We start from the raw sequence: 17,667 nt of genomic DNA on the forward strand, positions 1-17,667 counted from the left end.
ACCGCTCACACAGATCATCACCCCCAAAATCATCAAATGAAAAACAATTACCCGGCTGGTTTACCCATGCTGATAGTCCAATTTATGCGAATCCCGGCTGGTTTACGAACGGCGCTTTGCATTGCATTGGCGTTAAGCTTATCGGCTGGCGCTAAAGCACAATCGCTGCTTGACAAACCGGTAACCATCAGCATTAATAACGAACCGCTTAAACAGGCCTTAGATAAGTTAACGGTTGCCAGCGGCGTAACCTTCACTTACAACGAAACCGTTGCCAAAAGCACCACGATCATCAACATTACGGCTAACAATCAACCACTGGGCGATGTACTGAAAAAGGCATTTACCGCTTTGCCGTTCAGCTATTCGGTACTTGACCAGGATATTATGGTAAAATACGATCCCGATAAAATAAAAAAGCCGGCAGCCGCCCAGTCAGCCGGCGGCAAATACACCATAAGCGGTACCGTTAGATCAAAGCAAACCGGTGAAACGGTAATTGGCGCAAGCATCAGGGTAACCGATGTAAACCAAGGCACATCAAGTAACGAATATGGTTTTTACTCGCTTACCTTACCCGCCGGCGATCACCAGTTAGCCATAAGCGCAGTGGGGCAAAAAAGCGTGCTGATACCCATCTCATTACAAAAAAATCAGCAGCTCGCCATCAATATGAATAATAACGAGCAATCTATACAGGAAGTAACCATTACCGCCAAAGCACCCGGCACGCGCGATTTGAGTAACCCACAAATGGGCGTTGAGCACCTAAGCATCCAGGAAACCAAAAACATTCCGGTGTTATTGGGCGAGCGGGATATTATCAAAACCATACAACTCCTGCCGGGTATCAAATCGGCAGGTGAAGGTAGCGGTGGTTTTTATGTACGCGGCGGCGCGGCCGATCAAAACCTTATCCTGCTGGATGAAGCACCGGTTTACAATGCATCGCACATGCTGGGTTTCTTCTCCACCTTTAACTCTGATGCTATCAAAAACATCAGCATTTATAAAGGCGATATGCCGGCCCAGTATGGCGGCAGGCTATCATCTGTATTGGATGTTAAAATGAATGATGGTAATAATCAAAAATTTGGCGTAAGCGGTGGCGTTGGCTTGATAGCCGCCCGGATTAACGTAGAGGGGCCCATCCAAAAAAATAAATCATCGTTCCTGATCTCGGCAAGGCGCACTTATGCCGATGCTTTCCTGGCGCTTTCAAAAGATACCATCGCCAAAAAGAGTAAGCTTTATTTTTATGACATAAACGCCAAAGCCAATTATATTTTAGGCGATAAAGACCGCTTGTACATCTCGGGCTATTTTGGCAAAGATGTGTTAAAGGCATCCGATATAGCGGGCATTAACTGGGGCAACACCACCGCTACCCTACGCTGGAACCATATTTTTAACAGCCAGTTGTTCTCCAACACTTCGCTCATTTACAGCAACTATGATTATAAGATAAACATTAAGCAGGATGTAAACGAGTTTAACATCTACTCACAAATTCGTGATCTTAACTTTAAGGAAGATTTGCAATACTACGCCGGTGATAAAAACACCATTAGCTTTGGGGTAAACGCTGTTTATCACACCATAAAACCCGGCGAAATTTCATCAACTGGTAACTCGGGTATTCAATCGCAAAACCTGCAAAACAGGTATGCTTTAGAAAACGCCGCCTACGCTACCAATACCTGGAAAGCTACAGATAGGTTTAGTTTAACCTATGGCTTACGTGTATCTGCATTTACTATTCTTGGCGAGGGCGATTATTATACCCTTGATGCCGATGGCAATATTACCGGCACACAACATTACACAGCCGGCCAGGCGGTTAAAACCTACGTTAATGCTGAGCCAAGGATCGCGGCAGCGTATTCGCTAAATGATTTCAGCTCGCTTAAGGCATCGTACGCGCGTAATGCCCAAAACCTGCACCTGATATCAAACTCCAACTCGGGTTCGCCAACTGATAAATGGGTAGCCAGTACCAACCTCATTAAACCCGAACTGGCCGATCAGCTTTCAGTTGGATACTACCGCGATTTGAAAGATCACCAGTATGAATTTACGATTGAAACCTATTATAAAAAGATGCAAAACCAGGTTGATTACCGCAATGGGGCCAACGTGTTTACCAATCAGCCTATAGAAACCCAACTGCTTTACGGTATCGGTCGCGCTTATGGTGCCGAGTTTCTGTTAAAGAAAAAAACCGGTCGGCTTACCGGCTGGATAAGTTATACGCTTTCAAAAACCGAACGTAAAATAGACGGGATTAACAATGACCAATGGTACAACGCCCGGCAGGACCGCACACATGATATAGCCGTTGTGGCCATGTATAAGGCTTCAGAAAAATGGACATTTTCTGCCAATTTTGTTTACTACACCGGCGATGCTGTAACTTATCCAAGCGGTAAATACCAGGTTGATGGCAGTACCTATTACTACTATACCAGCCGCAATGCCGATAGGATACCCGCTTATAACAGGCTTGATTTGGGTGCCACCCACCAGCTGAAAAAGAGCGCGAAGTTTGAATCGGACCTTACTTTTAGTTTGTACAACGCTTATGGCAGCCACAATGCTTATCGCATCTATTTCAGGGATAATAAGAATGATCCAAGCAGAACCGAGGCGGTGCGTACTACGCTGTTCACCTTTGTACCATCTATAAGCTACAACTTTAAATTTTAACCTATGCGCAGCACTATAAAATACCTTACTATAGCTTTAATGGCCACAACGTTATGTTCATGCGAGAAAGCCATCAATTTAAAACTAAGTGATACCACTCCTCAATATGTAATTGAAGGTGTATTAACTAACCAGGCAGGCGGCTGTAAAGTAACCTTAAGCCAAACCAAAAACTTTACCGATAATAATGATGTTATTGGGATTGATGGCGCGCAGATAAGCATCAGCGACGATAACAACACCTACCAGCTAACCGCGGCTGGAAACGGCATTTATCAAAACGCTACATTAACAGGCGCGTACGCCCATATTTACAAACTGAATGTTACCGTAGCCGGTAAAACATTTACATCAACCTGCGCCATGCAGGCACAGGTAGCGCTTGATAGCATTTACCTGGTAAAAAGCACGTTTGGCAATAATGCCGATGGTACGGTACGCAAGTATGTAACCGTTAAATACCATGATCCTGCCGCCGTCAAAAATTACTACCGCTTTGTGCAATATGTGAATGATCGTAAGGAGGAATCGATATTGTTATCCGATGATGAATTTACCAACGGGCAGGAAGTGAACGATCAGTTAAACTTTACCAATAGTAACGACAACCCAGCGAGGGATATACGCCCGGGTAATAAAGTAACCATCGAGATGCAGTGTATTGATCCGGCTGTTTACAAGTACTTTTTTAGTCTTAATTCTTCTGCCAATGGCGATGGCAATAACGCCGCCCCATCAAACCCGGTAAGCAATATACAAGGCGGGGCGCTGGGGTACTTTAGCGTGCATACGGTGCAACAGAAAACGTTGACGGCACCGTAATAGCCGCGTATTCGTTTTAAATAAAAAGGCGATGAGTTTAATAAACCATCGCCTTTTTTATTGTCGGATTTTACTTACGCTACAGCCTTGGCAACAAACATAGGGCTATAATATTTCCAATACCCCACACCCAAAAGCAGGTTTGGCAAAACCAGGAAAACGCCCATTAACCAGCCCGATGGCACCAAGAATGTATGGAACAACAACACATTTAAGCTGATGGGAAAAAGTACAACCGCCGAAAACGGCGCATACCTATTGGTTAATAAAGATAACCCACCTGTAATTTGAATTACCTTTTGAATAGGATAAAAGTACCCCGTGCCCTTCAAACCCGCTATAAAAGCCCCGGCCGCACCGGTATGCAAAGGCTGATAAGGAATAAAATGCAAAAAATAATCGAGGCCAAATGTTAGGTATAAAAAACCAAGCAATAGCCGGGATACAAGGACAGTAGTTTTCATGAAAATGTTTTTATCAAACTTAATTAAAACGCTGCATAATGACTGTCGAAAACTGCGCGTTTCGCCAATTAAAAAATAAAAAAATAATCGGATTCGCTCCTGACATAGGGCTGTCATCAGCCACTGGTAGTTTCGTGTATTCAAAAAAGAGATCATGAAAAACGAAGCGAAAACAATCAAAACCGTACCAGAAAATTATACATCCGTAACGCCATGGATCATATCGCCTTCCTCGGCAAAGCTTATTGAGTTTTTAAAGGCCGCTTTTAATGCCGAAGAAATTGCCAATAGCAGGATAACCAACCGGGATGGCATCATCATCCACGTAGTGGTAAAAATAGGCGACGCGATGGTGATGCTTTTTGATTCCAGAACGGGCTGGGCATCTACCCCGGCTTTTTTGAATTTATATGTAGCCGATGTTGAAAGCGTTTACCAAAAGGCGATAAAGCTTGGCGCTACCCCGGTAACCAATATTACCAGGCTTTATTTTGGCGAAAAAGTTGGCCGGGTTTTAGATCCCTTTGGCAATTTGTGGTGGATAAACGAACGCGTTGAAGATATTGATTTTACCCAACCCGGAGAATTTGAAAAAAGAGCCACTACCCCTGAAGCGATAGAAGGCATAGCCTATATCCAACAGTCATTAGATGAGGCCTTGAAAGCGCAGAAAAGGTTTTTTGAGGACAAGAAGGCAAACTAATATTCCACAATTTTGCATTCCTGAAATTAGTAATACGAATTGCCGAACCCAGACTTACGAAGTTTTAAAAACTTCGTAAGTCTTTCCTTTCTTTGTCATTTACTGGCATTTGGGATAAAAATAAATTTAATACTGCACAGCCGTAACAGTAACCGGCCCCATTAGGCCCGATGATTGCAATTTAGTATCGGGACCGTAAATCGGGTAACTGGTCCAGGTTTTGCGTTGCTCTGCCGGGAGTTTGCTATCCCCTATTAAACGGTTCACCCAGTTATTTACTACCGATACCTCTACGGTATTATCTCCTTTTTTTGCAGCCTTGGTAATATCTACTCTGTATGGATACGTCCAAACACCGCCAACGTCCACGCCGTTTACTTTTACCTTAGCCATCATTTTAACATCGCCAAGGTTAAGGTACAGGTGCTGCCCTTTAACAGGTTGGGGTAGTTTAATAGTATTTTTATAAATCGCTGTGCCGGCGTAATATTTAATACTATCGTTTGTTGATATCGTCCAATCTGTCAGTTCATTAAAAACTACCGGCTGTTTGGGGCCGCGCATTTTGGCATCAAATGTTACCTGCCACGGGCCTTTAACTTCGGTTACAGGAAGTTCTTTAGGGAAGTTTATAGCGTTGGCAACCATATCACCCACAGGCTTCCTGAATACGATAAACAAGCTTTGTAAGGGTTGCAACGTTAACGGTACTGTTGTGGTTTTACCTGTTGATGAAAATTCCGGCAAGACCCTGGTATCACCTGTTACAGCATCCCAAAGTTCGGGCTGCCTACCTGTAGTTTTAAAACCTGGCGAAATATTGATCGTCTCCTCGCTTTGGTTACTCACATAGTAGATCTCCATATCCGGCAATGTACGGTGAATGTACAACACCGGCTTATCTGTTTTCAGTTCAAAATCCGGCGCTACATTCAGGGCATTCAGCGCGGCTTGCAAGTCCATACCCGCCATTACAGTCCCTTTGCCAAATGTGGCCTGTTGCGTGGTAGTGCCGTCAACTTTGCCCCAAAGCTGGGCTGCCAGTTTTTTTACTTCAGCATCTGCAGCCGGGTATCCTTGTAAACTTGGCGAACGTTCTGGCGCGGGGCCATAAATGTTCGCTCCTTCTTCAACCAGTTCTTTAATCTTTTGCAATAATTCCGGCCTCATGGTTTCCAGTTTAGGGAGTACCAGCAGGTTGTAACTCATGCCATCGGGCAACACTATTTTGCCATTAATCACTTTCACCCTATTCCTGATCACTTCTGCATTGATATAATCGTATGAATAGCTGTAAGGCAGTTTAGGATCGGTTATACCGGTCATTTTTGGCGCGTCCTCGCCAATAAAGTAGGCTACATCGGCAACGTATTTGCCTTGCTGCAGCATCAGGTTGGTACGTTTCAAATAAGCGGTAAACAAATCCATATAGTTAAACCAGGTATTGTGCCTGTTAAACTCGGTGCCAAAATTGGCGTTGATGCCGGGCATTTTATCATCAGATGGCTGCGAGATAAAAACATGCAACAAGGTATTGTTGATCCCTTCGGTAAAGAACCGGTCGCCACGTTTTTTAAGCTGGTACGGATAGCGCAGGTAAAGGCCCCCGCCGGCAGTAAACGATTCTGCCGATACCTTGGTTTTACCATAAATATGCGCCGATGATGAAGCCGCCCTATTCTCAATATTTCCTAAATCACCCTCACTCCAAAACTCGCCGCCAACTTCGTCGCTTTGGCCGCCATACTGCAAAAACTCGCCCGGGAAACCCCAATGCCCATAGTTTTCCAACCAGGTGGTAAGCCCATGTTGATGGCTTACATCGCGCAGACCGCCCACGTAATCATAGGCTACCCTATCGGCAATAAAGCGTCGTAAATCCCATAAAAACCGATCACTTTGATCCTGACTGCCGACTACGTAGCCTTTCAAAGCAGGCAGGTAAGGTAACGGATCATAACCATAAACGGCTTTAAATTTAGCAGCAAGGTTATCCGTCCAGTTTTGGCCGCCGGTTTCGTAGCTGTCTTCAACGGCCACCTTCCAGGTTTTCCTATCTTCGGCCGGTACGCGTTTCATGATTTCGCCCAGGAAAGCGTTGAAATGCCCTTCAATATGATCCTTGTTCATCTTATCAACTTCAAAGCCGGTACCCTCGGGGGCTGCCGGGCCATTTTTTACGCCTGTAGGTAACATGCCGGTGCGCATAATTACCCAATCGCCTGCGGGTGCTTTCCAGGTTAAAGTACCATCGGCGGTCATTGAGGTACTGATATCAATGATACTGTTAGGATCAATTACTGTTTGCTGATCGTTGATAACAGGCTCAGGTTTCCATTGATATTCGTTCCAGTACGGCAGCGGTGTTTGGAACATTTTGGCTAATGTTTTTTCAATATAACGCTCTACAACCGGGGCGGTAGAGATATTTAACTCGGCAACGCCAAAATCAGATGAGGCATCGCTAAAAATAACTTTAAACCTTTTGGCGGTGGTGGCAGGTAAAGCCACAGCAATTGGTCCGTACGGATCAAAGCCTACGTTAAGGGCGTCGTTATCGCGGTCGATAACAAAGTTTTTGATGCTTTTATAGGTACCATTTTCTTCTGCAAGTATCTCGGCCTTTGCATTTAACCTGTTATGAGCGGGGTATATGGTGATACTCCTTGCGGTAAAATCCCGGACGGTTTCCAGCTCTACGGAAAATGACTTTTGGGCAGGTATTTTTATTTCTGTTGATAGGTTTCCATCGGTAATATTGCCAATATTTTCAACAGTAGCCGAAGTGCTGATCTTCGGTTTCTGATCGGTAATAGAAGTTCCAAAGCTCTTAGGCGCTTTAAACGCTATGACCCTAACATCCTGAAAATCGGAACCGGGCTTTTTGAGTTGCAGGCTTACAGTTTTGCCACCCTTTACCCTAACCTCTGATGAGGCCAGGTAACGCATGGATTGCTCCGGCTTTATCCAGGGGCCACCACTTTGGCTCCATCCCGGTCCGTTAAAAATCCCTATCTGAATATTAAGTTCGGTAGCGGTTTTAAGCGCGGCGTGCATAATATCCCACCATTCATCGCTAAACAGCTTTACGTTTCCGTAGGGCGTACTATCGTAACCTATATTGCCAATAAATGCCCGGTTAATCCCCACGCGTTTCATGGCCTGCAAATCTTTAATCACCCCTTCCTTTGAAATATTGCCCGACATCCAATACCAGTAAACACTGGTTTGCAGGGTATCGGCAGGGTGAATAAACCTATCCTGCAAAGATGCCTGTTGAGCGTTAACCCTTATAAACGCGAAGAAAATGGCAGTAAGGAGGATAATCTTTTTTATCATAGATACAAGCTTTACAGGCATCATACGGCCGGGACGATTAATCGCCCACACATAACGGCTTATGAAATTTTGTTTATTGGTTTATGTAAGGCTAAACTACATGACAGGGCTGCTTTAACTGTCATGAACAGTCTTAGCTCCGGCTTGCCTTCTCCAAACAAAAAAAGCCGGCAACCATTGCGGTCACCGGCTATACTTAACCAATTTATAAACTTATTTAATTACCGTTATCTACTTTATACATGCTGATTTCCATCATATGCCAATAGTTACTTTCGCCCCATGTTTCCAACATGCTGATCCTGATGTAACGGTATTGCTGTAAACCGGCAGGGAATGTGAATGATTCGCCGGCAGCGGCAAAATCTTTATCGGCCTGGCTGTTTTGCCCCCTTGGTAAACCCGATGGTTTAACCGAGTTAAAGGTTGACAATTTTACCCAGGTACTAAAGTCGCCATTGGCGCTTGGGTTATTGCTACCCCAAATTTCAAACCGTTTTGGATTACCCTGGTCATAAAGCCCCGAAGTTCGTTGCCATATTTTCATACTGTATAACGATGCCTGCTGCCCCATATCAATAGTAACCCAGGTAGGGAAGTCGTGATAGTTTGCATAGAAACCCGGCCCTTGCGATTCGTCTGTTTTGCCATCCCACATGTATGGCAAATACCAGCCATAGGCCGATTCAATATCTGTTGGCAGCCTGTATTCTTTAAATAACGATTTATCGCACAAAACAACATGAATAATTTTGGCAAAATTATCATCCGTGCCAGTACTAAACAGATCTACAGAACCTTTCTCAGGAATGTAATATGATTGATATTTAACATCGGTGCCTAACTTATAATCAGTTAACGTTACCGAGCTGCTTTTAGCAGCCAGTTGTGCCGTGGCACTTGCACCCAGTTTATTGGTATACTTAATAGTTGTGGAAACATTGCCCGTATCGGCTGGCGCGAAGTTTAACGTTAAAGATCCATCGGCGTTGAACTGGTAGGGATTGGCTTGATTGTATGCCCGATTTGCAAGCCCGCTAATGTAAGTCGCGCCATAAACGCGTACATTGTTTAAATCCTGCCCCACCGATTTATTGCCATCGCCATCATGCGCTACAATGGTAAAAGAGTAAACATACTCTTTAAGATTTGGGATAGATACGGTAATAGAATCGGCCGGACTATGGCTGGTTGCCGCAACTACCACCGAATCGCTGCCGTTATTCCAGGTAACTACATAGCTTTTTATACTTGGATCTGGACTGGGGTGCCAAACCAGTACTGCCCGTAAATTGCCGGCATGGTAGGTAACGCCGGTTGCCAGGCCCGGATAAGTTACCTCGTGATTAGCTAAATAAGATTTATAATCTGTGTCGTACTTTTTGCAGCCAGATAAAGCCAGTCCTATCAAAAAGCAAACAGCAATGTTAAAAGTGATTTTCATTTTGTTGATTTTTTAATTAAACTGTTTACAAAGGGTTACCATACAGTGATACTTCAATAGCATTCACATAGTTTAAACCGCCAAACGTGCGCGAAACATCTAACCTGATAAATTTAGTTGCCGGCGACGCGAACGGTATTGGAAAGCTAACCCCCGCGGCCACAAAGGCTAAATCTGAAGCGTTGGCCTGGTTGTTTGGTAAGCCAGATGGCGGCGGCGGAAACACAAAGTTACCCAGGTTAACCCAATCGCCAGATATGGTACCCGGTGCCGAGCCTTTTGGCAAAACAGAATCCTGCGGATTATCAACCGTAGTGCCCCATAAAGTAAAATTCTGAATATTTTGGTACGAGTAAATACTGTTTAGCCTTTCCCACAATACAAAGCGGCTTAGTTTGGCGGTAACGCCCAGGCCAAAGGTACATTGGTTTGTAGGCGCTCCTAAAGTATGCCAGCCAGGCTCGTTGGTGCTACCATCAAACAGGTATTTTAACTCCCAGCCGTAACCTATAGGACTATCGCTGGCCAGATGATATACAAAAAACTTGCTTTTGTCTAACAGGGTTTCATAAAGCGGCGTTAATGTTTTAATTAGGGTATCTGAATGATTGCCAAACCTATCGGTAGTGTAAACCGCGAATTTGGTAGATACCGCGCTAAAGCCGCGCACCGAAAAATTAACCGTATCGGTACTAATATACTCAGGGTCCTGCTCATCATACTTATTGGTTTTGGTATTAAACGATAGTACGTGCAGTGCTATAGGTGCTTTATTGGGGTTTAAGCCAAAGAAGTTGGCACCGCCAAAATCGGGCGTAACGGCCAGAGCCGCGTTGATAAGCTGATAATTTGGAGTTAAAGGGTTTACCTTAATAGTAACCGGATCTGACATTACGTTGGCCCGGCTTACCGCGTACAGTGTAACCTCATACTCCTTTGCCCTTGCAAAACCATCAACCAAAATAGTATCGGTATAATAGCTCGCCTTGGTTTCGCGCACGGTGTTATCATTTATGGCGTATTTGGCCAACACGTATAACAGGTTTTTTGAATTGGGTAGTGTATAAGTAATCCTGGCGCTGCCATTTAAGTTTTGTATGGCTACATTAGTAACTACACCCGGCTTGGTTTTATCGTTTGACACCACCTCAATGTTCGACTCATTTTTTTTGCACGAGCTTAAAAACATCAGCAGTAAAACCGGCGCCAGCAACAAGTAGCTTAGCTTTATACGGTTAGTGATCTTTTTCATAATTTATATTTTAATATTAATCATTTGAAATACGTTAAGGCGCAGGTAAACTACCAGTAAGGGTTTTGGTTAAGGTTATTATCAACCACAATATCACTGGTTTGAATAGGCCATAAATAATCTTTTAAGCCAAATACCGGTGTAATTACCGTTTGCGGGCGATAGTAATTTACGGCCTCGCCTTCGTTAATATTCCAACCCTGTATCGGTCTGCTTAAAACATCCTGTAACTCTTTCCAGCGGCGCAAATCCCAACCGGCCTGCCCTTCAAAACATAGTTCAATCCTACGTTCCTGGTGTATAATCTGGCGCAAACCTTCTTTAGTAGTTGGTTTAGAAGGGTTTTTAGAATAGTTGGCCCATGAAGCCTGCACACCATCTAACCCCGCCCTTGCCCGTACTTTATCAATATAAGTGTAAGCCTCGGCAACCGGTCCCTGCGATTCATTAAGCGCTTCGGCGTACAGTAAATAAAGCCCCGATAAACGCATCCTTGGCATATGAAAATCTGAAGAGGTAAAAACGTTATCATACACAGATAAGTAATTGGCCAGCTTTTTGGCCCACATGCCGGTAATATTGGTACCACTTAAACTCTTGGGGCCGGCTAAAGCGTAAGGGCCTCGGGCCTGCACATAAAACGCGCTGCTTTCATCGCGTTTACCATTACCAAACCAAATACCGCCATCAAAACCAATGCTGGCGTAAAACCTCAGTTCGCGGTTAAAGTGACCTTTGGCAGTAGTATAGCCCGATTTGATGTACGAGCCGTTGGCATCATCGCCAACCTGCGGCGTGTAGCGGTTGGCATAATCAAAGGTTTTATCCTCATTTATGGGTACACCGTTATTGGTGTAATACAATTCGGCAGTTGAAATTGGAACCGCGAATGTGGATGGATAAGTCGAAGCCAGGCTTTCTGAAGCATCCGTCATCCTTGGGATAGTAAAGCCCTGGTAACCGAAGGTATAGTTGAGTGCCCAGATCAGTTCGGGACTTTCTTCCCACTTACCGGTAATGGTGTTTTGCAAAGTCAAAACCTTTTTTAAATTATCAGATATAGTGCCTATCCCAACAGTTGGAGCGGTGGTATTTAACTTAAGACCTTGCGCCTCGCACTCGGTGATGGCTGCTTTACAGGCATCGGCAGCAAGCTTCCACTTATTGGGGTCATAAGTTGCCGAAAACAAAGCGTTGCCGTCTTTATCTTTATAATTGGCATAATCGGGGTTGCCATTAAACAGCGGGCTTGCAGCTGTAACCAGCATTTCGGCCTTAACAGACATAGCAATAAACTTAGTGATACGCCCAAACTCTGTTGCCTGGTTTTCAATAACCGGTGGCAAATCAGGGATGGCCTCATCCATAAGCGATATTACATAGGCAAATGAATCATCAACAGATGATCTTTTGCGTTTTACCTGGTCGGTAGTGGCGTTAACCACATTGTTATCCTTAATCAATATCATTGGGCCGTACATCCTTATCATAAAGTAGTGGTAGTAGGCTTTTAAAAACTTAACCTCGGCTATCCATCTCTTTTTTTCTGAAGCGCTCAAATCGATAGGTTTATCAATGTTTTCGAGCATAATGTTACACCTACGCAAAGCCTGGAACATGCTTGAACCGCCATTGGTAGCATCCCAATAGTTAAGACTGGGATTGGCACTGGTTTGTAACCCGCGGATGAGGTTAAAACCTACCTCGTTAAAGTAGTGGTCATTTAAGGTATTAGGGTATACAATTTCTGACGAGGTTACAAAACCCGGATCATTCACTACATTGTTAAGCTGCGTCATGGTGGCGTAGCAGGAGAAAAGGTAGTTTTCGGCCTCGTTACGATTACGGAACGCGTACTCAAGCGTGCCCACGTTATCGGGCGTAACATCCAGGTATTTTTTACATGAAAGGCTCATAGAACATAGCACAATCACACAAATCAATTTATAATATGATGATTTCATATCCTTTATATTTTCTGTTAATTATAAATTCACGTTTAAGCCTACGTTAAATACTTTCTGTATCGGGTACGCGAAGCCGTTGCCGCCTTGCTCGGGGTCCCATAATTTGAATGGGCTCCAGGTTACCAGGTTTAAGCCGTTAAAGTAGATGCGCAGATTTGCTACACGTAATGATTTTGAAATACGTGAAGGCAAAGTATAACCCACCTCTAATGATTTTAAACGCATAAAACTACCATCGCGCAGCCACCAGGTGCTTGGCTGCAGGTTGTTTGATATTACGGTTGAGTTGGTACCTAAACGCGGATAGGCAGCATATAAGTTCTGGTTTTCTTCGCTCCAGTGGTTATCGGCAAACTCCTTCAACACCTGGGTATTGCCATACACATAAGCATCCGGGCTTTGAATGAACGGACTAACGCGCGTTGGATCGACAAAGAACGATACCCGTGCCTGGCCCTGGAAAAATGCCGAAAGATCAAAGCCTTTATAACCGGTTGAAAAACCAAAGCCATAAACAATCTCGGGCGTTTGGGGGTAGCCCATGTATACCTCGTCAAGCGCGTCAATCTTACCATCGCCATTTACATCGCGGTATTTGATATCGCCGCCCTGTGGTTTTATACCGCTGCCGTTAAAGATCTGGGTTGGTGAGTTGGCTGCTTCCTGGTCGTCAACAAATAAACGCTCGGCAATGTAGCCGTAACCCCTACTAATAGGCTGACCAATTGCATGGCGCCATGGTTCTTTATAATCAGGCTCTTCAATATAAGTGTATTTGTTGCTTGAGTAAGTAAAGTTACCGCGGATTGCCGCCCATGCCCCATTGCTGAAGTTTTGTTTGTAATCCATCGATAAATCCACACCTTTTGAATCAACCACACCTAAGTTGGCGCTGATGGGGGCTTCCAAACCTTCGCTTACAGGGATGCTGGTACGCTGTTGCAAAATATCGTAGCGGTGGTTTTTATAAAACTCGGCCACAATGTTAAAGTTTTTGGCCAGCGTCATTTCAACAGCAAGGTTAAGCTGCCTTGAAGTTTCCCAGGTTACATCGGTATTTTCATAGTTGTTAATGGTAACCCCTTTACGCTCGTACTGGTTGTTGATACCAAACTGGGCATAGTTATAGCCCGAGTTAAAAGCCACATCTGACTGGTAAAAGAAACGTTGAGAGCCAATGGCATCATTACCCACCAAACCGTAGCTGGCGCGTATTTTTAAGCGATCGATAAAGCCAGGTGTCCAGAAGCTTTCGTTTGATACCACCCATGATGCGCCGATGGTTGGGAAAAAACCGTAACGGTGATTAGCCGAAAAACGTTCCGACCCATTGTAGCCAAAGTTAAACTCGGCAAAATAACGGCTCATGTATGAGTAAGTTGCCCTGCCGGCCAAACCAAGGTTACGGTATGGTAATGCCGCTAACAAAGTGCCGGCATTGGCATAAAGCGTTTGCTGTTGGGTACCAATAATAGTACTGCTGATATTGCTTTTACCTATGGCTTTGTTATACTCCAAAGCGGCTTGCAAATAAAGGAAGGTATTTACCTGTGTGGCTCCCGGCGAATAGCCAAGGTACTCCTGCGCCACGTTATAGCCTGTTGGCTGCGGGTTAAGCCAGGTAAGGGTATATTGGTTGGTTTCTTTATTATAGGTATTTACATTATAATAAAATGGCGAGTAGGCCGATGTAGATTCGAAATAAGAATACCTGTTGGTGTTAAAAATACCTTTAAATTTTAAACCGTCGGTTATAAACTTCAGGTTTTGGTTTAGCTCCAACTGTGCCGACATGCGCGATTCAGAAGAGTTTTTATGCCCTCTTAACAATTGCGCGTAGGGGTTATTGTAAGAAATATTGTTGCTGGTTGTACCACCTGTTAAACCTACGTTACCAAACAAAATGTGCTGCGCGTTAAGGTTAGCAGAATCTGCCGGGAAATAGGCCGGGAATAATACCGGGCTGGTGTGGATGGCTACGTTATATAAATCTGACGCGAAAGAGCCATCGGTAGTAACCGGACCATTGTATTCGCTAAACGTACCCGATAATCTTACCACCACCTCGGTGGTTTTAGTCATGTTTACGTTGATGTTTGACCGTAGCTGGTAATTTTTAAACTTAACGTTGTTGTTGTTATTGTTGCGGATATCGTTCTTCAATACTCCGTTATCAACGTTATAAGCACCGGCAATGTAGTAGCGTGCTATATTACCGCCGCCGCTTACACTTAGGTTATTACGCTCGGTAGTGGCGTGTTTTTTAAACAAAAGGCCAAGCCAGTCAACAGCCGGATACACATATTGGTTACTGCCGGGTGTACCTGCGATAGTGTTTCTGGTATTGTTGATTTTGGTTTCGGGGAAAGGCAATGGCAATGTAGGGTCGCGGGTTAGCGTGGCCTCGTTATACAGGTTCATGTACTGAATAGGATCAACCAAATGCAGTGTTTGGGTTGATTGCGAAGACGAATACTCCGAGCGGAAATTGATTTTCGGCGCTCCTTCTTTACCCTCTTTTGTACTCACCAAAATTACACCGTTTGCACCCCTTGCACCGTAAAGCGCGGTGGCGCTGGCGTCCTTCAGTATCGAGAAGCTGGCAATATCATCAACGTTTAAACGGGCAAGATCATTGGTTGATAACTCCACGTTATCTATCAAAATCAGCGGATCGCGTTTATAACCGAAGGTGGTTACGCCACGGATAAAAAACGAGGCATTATCCTGCCCCGGCTGACCACTCCTTTGGTAGGCGATGATACCCGCTGCCTGCCCTGCAAGCGCGTTGGTTAAGTTACTTGCCGGTATCTTCAACTCGCCGGGCTTAATACTGGTAACCGAACCTACCAGGGCCTCCTTACGCTCCTTTTTACCAAAGGCTGTAATTACTACCTCGTCGGCTATCAGTTTATTTTCCTTAAGGATTACATTGAAGATTTTTTTGTCTTCGGTAACGGTTAGGCGTTGCTCCACAAAACCGATGAAGGTAACCCTTAATGTGGTACCTACCGGTACCTCTAACACAAAGCGGCCATTCTCGTCTGTAGAGGTAGAGATGTTGCTTTTGGTATTTTCGGCCAGGATGGTAGCACCTTGTATTTTTACGCCCAGGGTATCTGTTACCTTACCGGTTACAGTAACCCGGTTTTGGGCCTGCGCGCTGCCAAACAGCAGGGCAAACACAAACAGCAGCAGATATCGGCCCGCCGGAATGTGCTTAGTTTTTTTTAAAAGTAGTTTACTAAAAATGTAAAGTGGCTTCATAAAATTGGGTTCATAATTTATTAGTTGTTAATTAGGGTTGATCAATTCAGTTATAGGTTACCGGGATGCAGGAAACGTATAGAATTGGGTTTCGGAAGAAGCATATTCAACCAGTTTTTTACTACCACACACTCAAAAACTATTTCGCCGGATAACGTTTGCTATAAATGTATATACATTACTATAAATCTTATCGTGGATGCGTATTTTAATCGATTATTTGACATGCTTTTACACTCCACAGTCAGGATGGCTTCATATTTATGGGTTTTGGTTAATAATTGGTATTGTAAATGTATGCGCAGATAGTGCATCAAAAAATGGATAAACTTTCAAAAAAGATGGATAATTTTCTGATTTTAAACAATCAAAACAGATTTCTCCATTAATCATCCATCTGGCAAAAAAGCTGCGCGTTTTAGGGCTCAGCGAAGAGAAAAGAGCACTTAACCGTTTTTACCAACAACAATTGCCTGTTGCCAAAAACGAATCACTTGTAATACTTTTTTAAGAAAAAAAGGCAACAAACAGCCACCTCTTTCAAAAAGATACCTATTTATCGCCTTAAAATTTCAGTTATAAAGAAACGGAGAAGAGAAACTAAATAATAACACCAAATTTATACACGATAACCTGGTGATAAGCCTGCCCCGGCCTTAGTGTTGTAGATGGAAAATGGGCATGATTCGGGCTATCGGGATAGTACTGGCATTCGAGGCATAATCCATCAAAGGGTTTGAATGAGCGCTGAAAACTTCCATTGGATTTGCTATGCAGATAATCGCCCGTATAAACCAAAACTGCCGGATAACTTGTTGATACTTCCAGGGTACGACCGGAAGCTTCGTGTACCAGCCTGGCGGCAGGTTTCATTAGGTTATCATCGGCATCGCGAAGCAAAAAACAATCATTAAAACCGGTAATTTCATCCCCGGCAAACTTTAATTTACCCTGTAATACACTACCATCCAAAGCTTTATCGGCCACCGCATTTATCAACCCCGTTGGAATATATGCAGCATCAACATCCAATAATTCATCGGCGTAAACCTTCAGTGAATGTTCAAAAACACCCTCGTCTTTTGCCGATAGATTGAAATAAGCATGATTGGTAAAATTGGCTATAGTGGCCTCGTCTGTATCCGCGCTATATGTAATACTTAGCTGATTATAGAATGTAAAACGATAGGTAACCGTTAAATTTAAATTACCAGGAAAACCACCATCTCCCGCCATGCTTTGGAGGGTAAAAGTTATGCCATCCTCCACAAGTTCGTGATCAAACACCCGGGTATTAAACCCCGATCTGCCTCCATGATTGGAGTTTTCTCCATCATTGGCATCCAGCTTAAAAGCTTTATCATCAAGGGTAAACTGTGCCCCTCCTATCCTGTTGGCAAACCTGCCAATGGTTGCACCAAGGTAACATTCATCTGCAACATAACCTACCAAAGAATCATAACCAAGAATTACGTTTTCGAAATTACCGGCATTATCGGGCATAACAGCAGCTACCAGTGTGGCACCGTAATCCGTGATTTCTATATAAGCCCCGGAAGTGTTTTCTATCCTGAACAAGTATACCGGTTTGCCAAAATGATCGCCCCAATGCTGTTGCGATATAGTAATTTGGCCTTTAATCATGGTTTCATTTAATTTATTGTTCAAGATAGATTATATTATTGTTAAAAGTACAAGTATTA

10 protein-coding genes are annotated in these 17,667 nt (G+C 43.9%); 3 read left to right on the forward strand and 7 right to left on the reverse strand.

Going from position 1 to position 17,667, the window contains the following annotated elements; all coding sequences use genetic code 11:
• Positions 1-36 precede the first annotated feature (36 nt).
• Entirely contained in the window at positions 37-2,706 is a 2,670-nt protein-coding gene (locus QWZ17_RS08285) for a TonB-dependent receptor (protein WP_290304669.1), read from the forward strand.
• Positions 2,707-2,709: 3 nt separating this feature from the next.
• Positions 2,710-3,528, forward strand: coding sequence for a DUF4249 domain-containing protein (locus QWZ17_RS08290; RefSeq protein WP_290304670.1), 819 nt, complete (start codon positions 2,710-2,712; stop codon positions 3,526-3,528).
• A 74-nt stretch (positions 3,529-3,602) separates the two neighbouring features.
• Here QWZ17_RS08290 and QWZ17_RS08295 read toward each other — a convergent pair whose 3' ends face one another.
• Positions 3,603-3,992 carry a hypothetical protein gene (locus QWZ17_RS08295; protein WP_290304671.1) on the reverse strand — a complete coding sequence of 130 codons (390 nt, stop codon included), beginning with the start codon at positions 3,990-3,992 and terminating at the stop codon, positions 3,603-3,605.
• Positions 3,993-4,146: 154 nt separating this feature from the next.
• Between QWZ17_RS08295 and QWZ17_RS08300 the strand changes: the two genes are divergently transcribed.
• Positions 4,147-4,695 (forward strand): VOC family protein, encoded by a 549-nt coding sequence (locus tag QWZ17_RS08300; protein ID WP_290304672.1) that lies wholly within the window; start codon positions 4,147-4,149, stop codon positions 4,693-4,695.
• Positions 4,696-4,821: 126 nt separating this feature from the next.
• On the opposite strand, the gene QWZ17_RS08305 is transcribed toward QWZ17_RS08300, so the two are convergent.
• From QWZ17_RS08305 to QWZ17_RS08330, 6 genes are all read right to left on the reverse strand, one after another.
• The gene (locus QWZ17_RS08305; protein WP_290304673.1) at positions 4,822-8,034 is read right to left on the reverse strand and encodes a glycosyl hydrolase; all 3,213 of its coding nucleotides are present in this window, start codon (positions 8,032-8,034) and stop codon (positions 4,822-4,824) included.
• Positions 8,035-8,251: 217 nt separating this feature from the next.
• Positions 8,252-9,478, reverse strand: a complete 1,227-nt coding sequence (locus tag QWZ17_RS08310; protein WP_290304674.1) for a DUF4998 domain-containing protein — start codon at positions 9,476-9,478, stop codon at positions 8,252-8,254.
• 25 nt (positions 9,479-9,503) lie between these two features.
• Positions 9,504-10,730 carry a DUF4959 domain-containing protein gene (locus tag QWZ17_RS08315; protein WP_290304676.1) on the reverse strand — a complete coding sequence of 409 codons (1,227 nt, stop codon included), beginning with the start codon at positions 10,728-10,730 and terminating at the stop codon, positions 9,504-9,506.
• Between the two features lie 50 nt (positions 10,731-10,780).
• Positions 10,781-12,694: a RagB/SusD family nutrient uptake outer membrane protein gene (locus QWZ17_RS08320; protein WP_290304677.1), complete on the reverse strand. Its 1,914-nt coding sequence runs from the start codon at positions 12,692-12,694 to the stop codon at positions 10,781-10,783.
• 21 nt (positions 12,695-12,715) lie between these two features.
• Positions 12,716-15,964, reverse strand: a complete 3,249-nt coding sequence (locus QWZ17_RS08325; protein WP_290304678.1) for a SusC/RagA family TonB-linked outer membrane protein — start codon at positions 15,962-15,964, stop codon at positions 12,716-12,718.
• A 600-nt stretch (positions 15,965-16,564) separates the two neighbouring features.
• A complete protein-coding gene (locus tag QWZ17_RS08330; RefSeq protein WP_290304679.1) occupies positions 16,565-17,632 on the reverse strand; it encodes an aldose epimerase family protein in 1,068 nt (355 codons plus the stop codon).
• Positions 17,633-17,667 lie beyond the last annotated feature (35 nt).

Origin of the sequence: Mucilaginibacter flavus, assembly GCF_030409315.1 — a bacterium.
GTDB classification, from domain to species: domain Bacteria; phylum Bacteroidota; class Bacteroidia; order Sphingobacteriales; family Sphingobacteriaceae; genus Mucilaginibacter; species Mucilaginibacter flavus.

What these genes read in the sequence shown, in the direction of transcription:
- QWZ17_RS08320 (WP_290304677.1), bottom strand. Translation starts at nt 12,694, where the DNA reads ATGAAATCATCATATTATAAATTGATTTGTGTGATTGTGCTATGTTCT.
- QWZ17_RS08315 (WP_290304676.1), bottom strand. Translation starts at nt 10,730, where the DNA reads ATGAAAAAGATCACTAACCGTATAAAGCTAAGCTACTTGTTGCTGGCG.
- QWZ17_RS08300 (WP_290304672.1), top strand. Translation starts at nt 4,147, where the DNA reads ATGAAAAACGAAGCGAAAACAATCAAAACCGTACCAGAAAATTATACA.
- QWZ17_RS08295 (WP_290304671.1), bottom strand. Translation starts at nt 3,992, where the DNA reads ATGAAAACTACTGTCCTTGTATCCCGGCTATTGCTTGGTTTTTTATAC.
- QWZ17_RS08285 (WP_290304669.1), top strand. Translation starts at nt 37, where the DNA reads ATGAAAAACAATTACCCGGCTGGTTTACCCATGCTGATAGTCCAATTT.
- QWZ17_RS08305 (WP_290304673.1), bottom strand. Translation starts at nt 8,034, where the DNA reads ATGATAAAAAAGATTATCCTCCTTACTGCCATTTTCTTCGCGTTTATA.
- QWZ17_RS08310 (WP_290304674.1), bottom strand. Translation starts at nt 9,478, where the DNA reads ATGAAAATCACTTTTAACATTGCTGTTTGCTTTTTGATAGGACTGGCT.
- QWZ17_RS08290 (WP_290304670.1), top strand. Translation starts at nt 2,710, where the DNA reads ATGCGCAGCACTATAAAATACCTTACTATAGCTTTAATGGCCACAACG.
- QWZ17_RS08325 (WP_290304678.1), bottom strand. Translation starts at nt 15,964, where the DNA reads ATGAAGCCACTTTACATTTTTAGTAAACTACTTTTAAAAAAAACTAAG.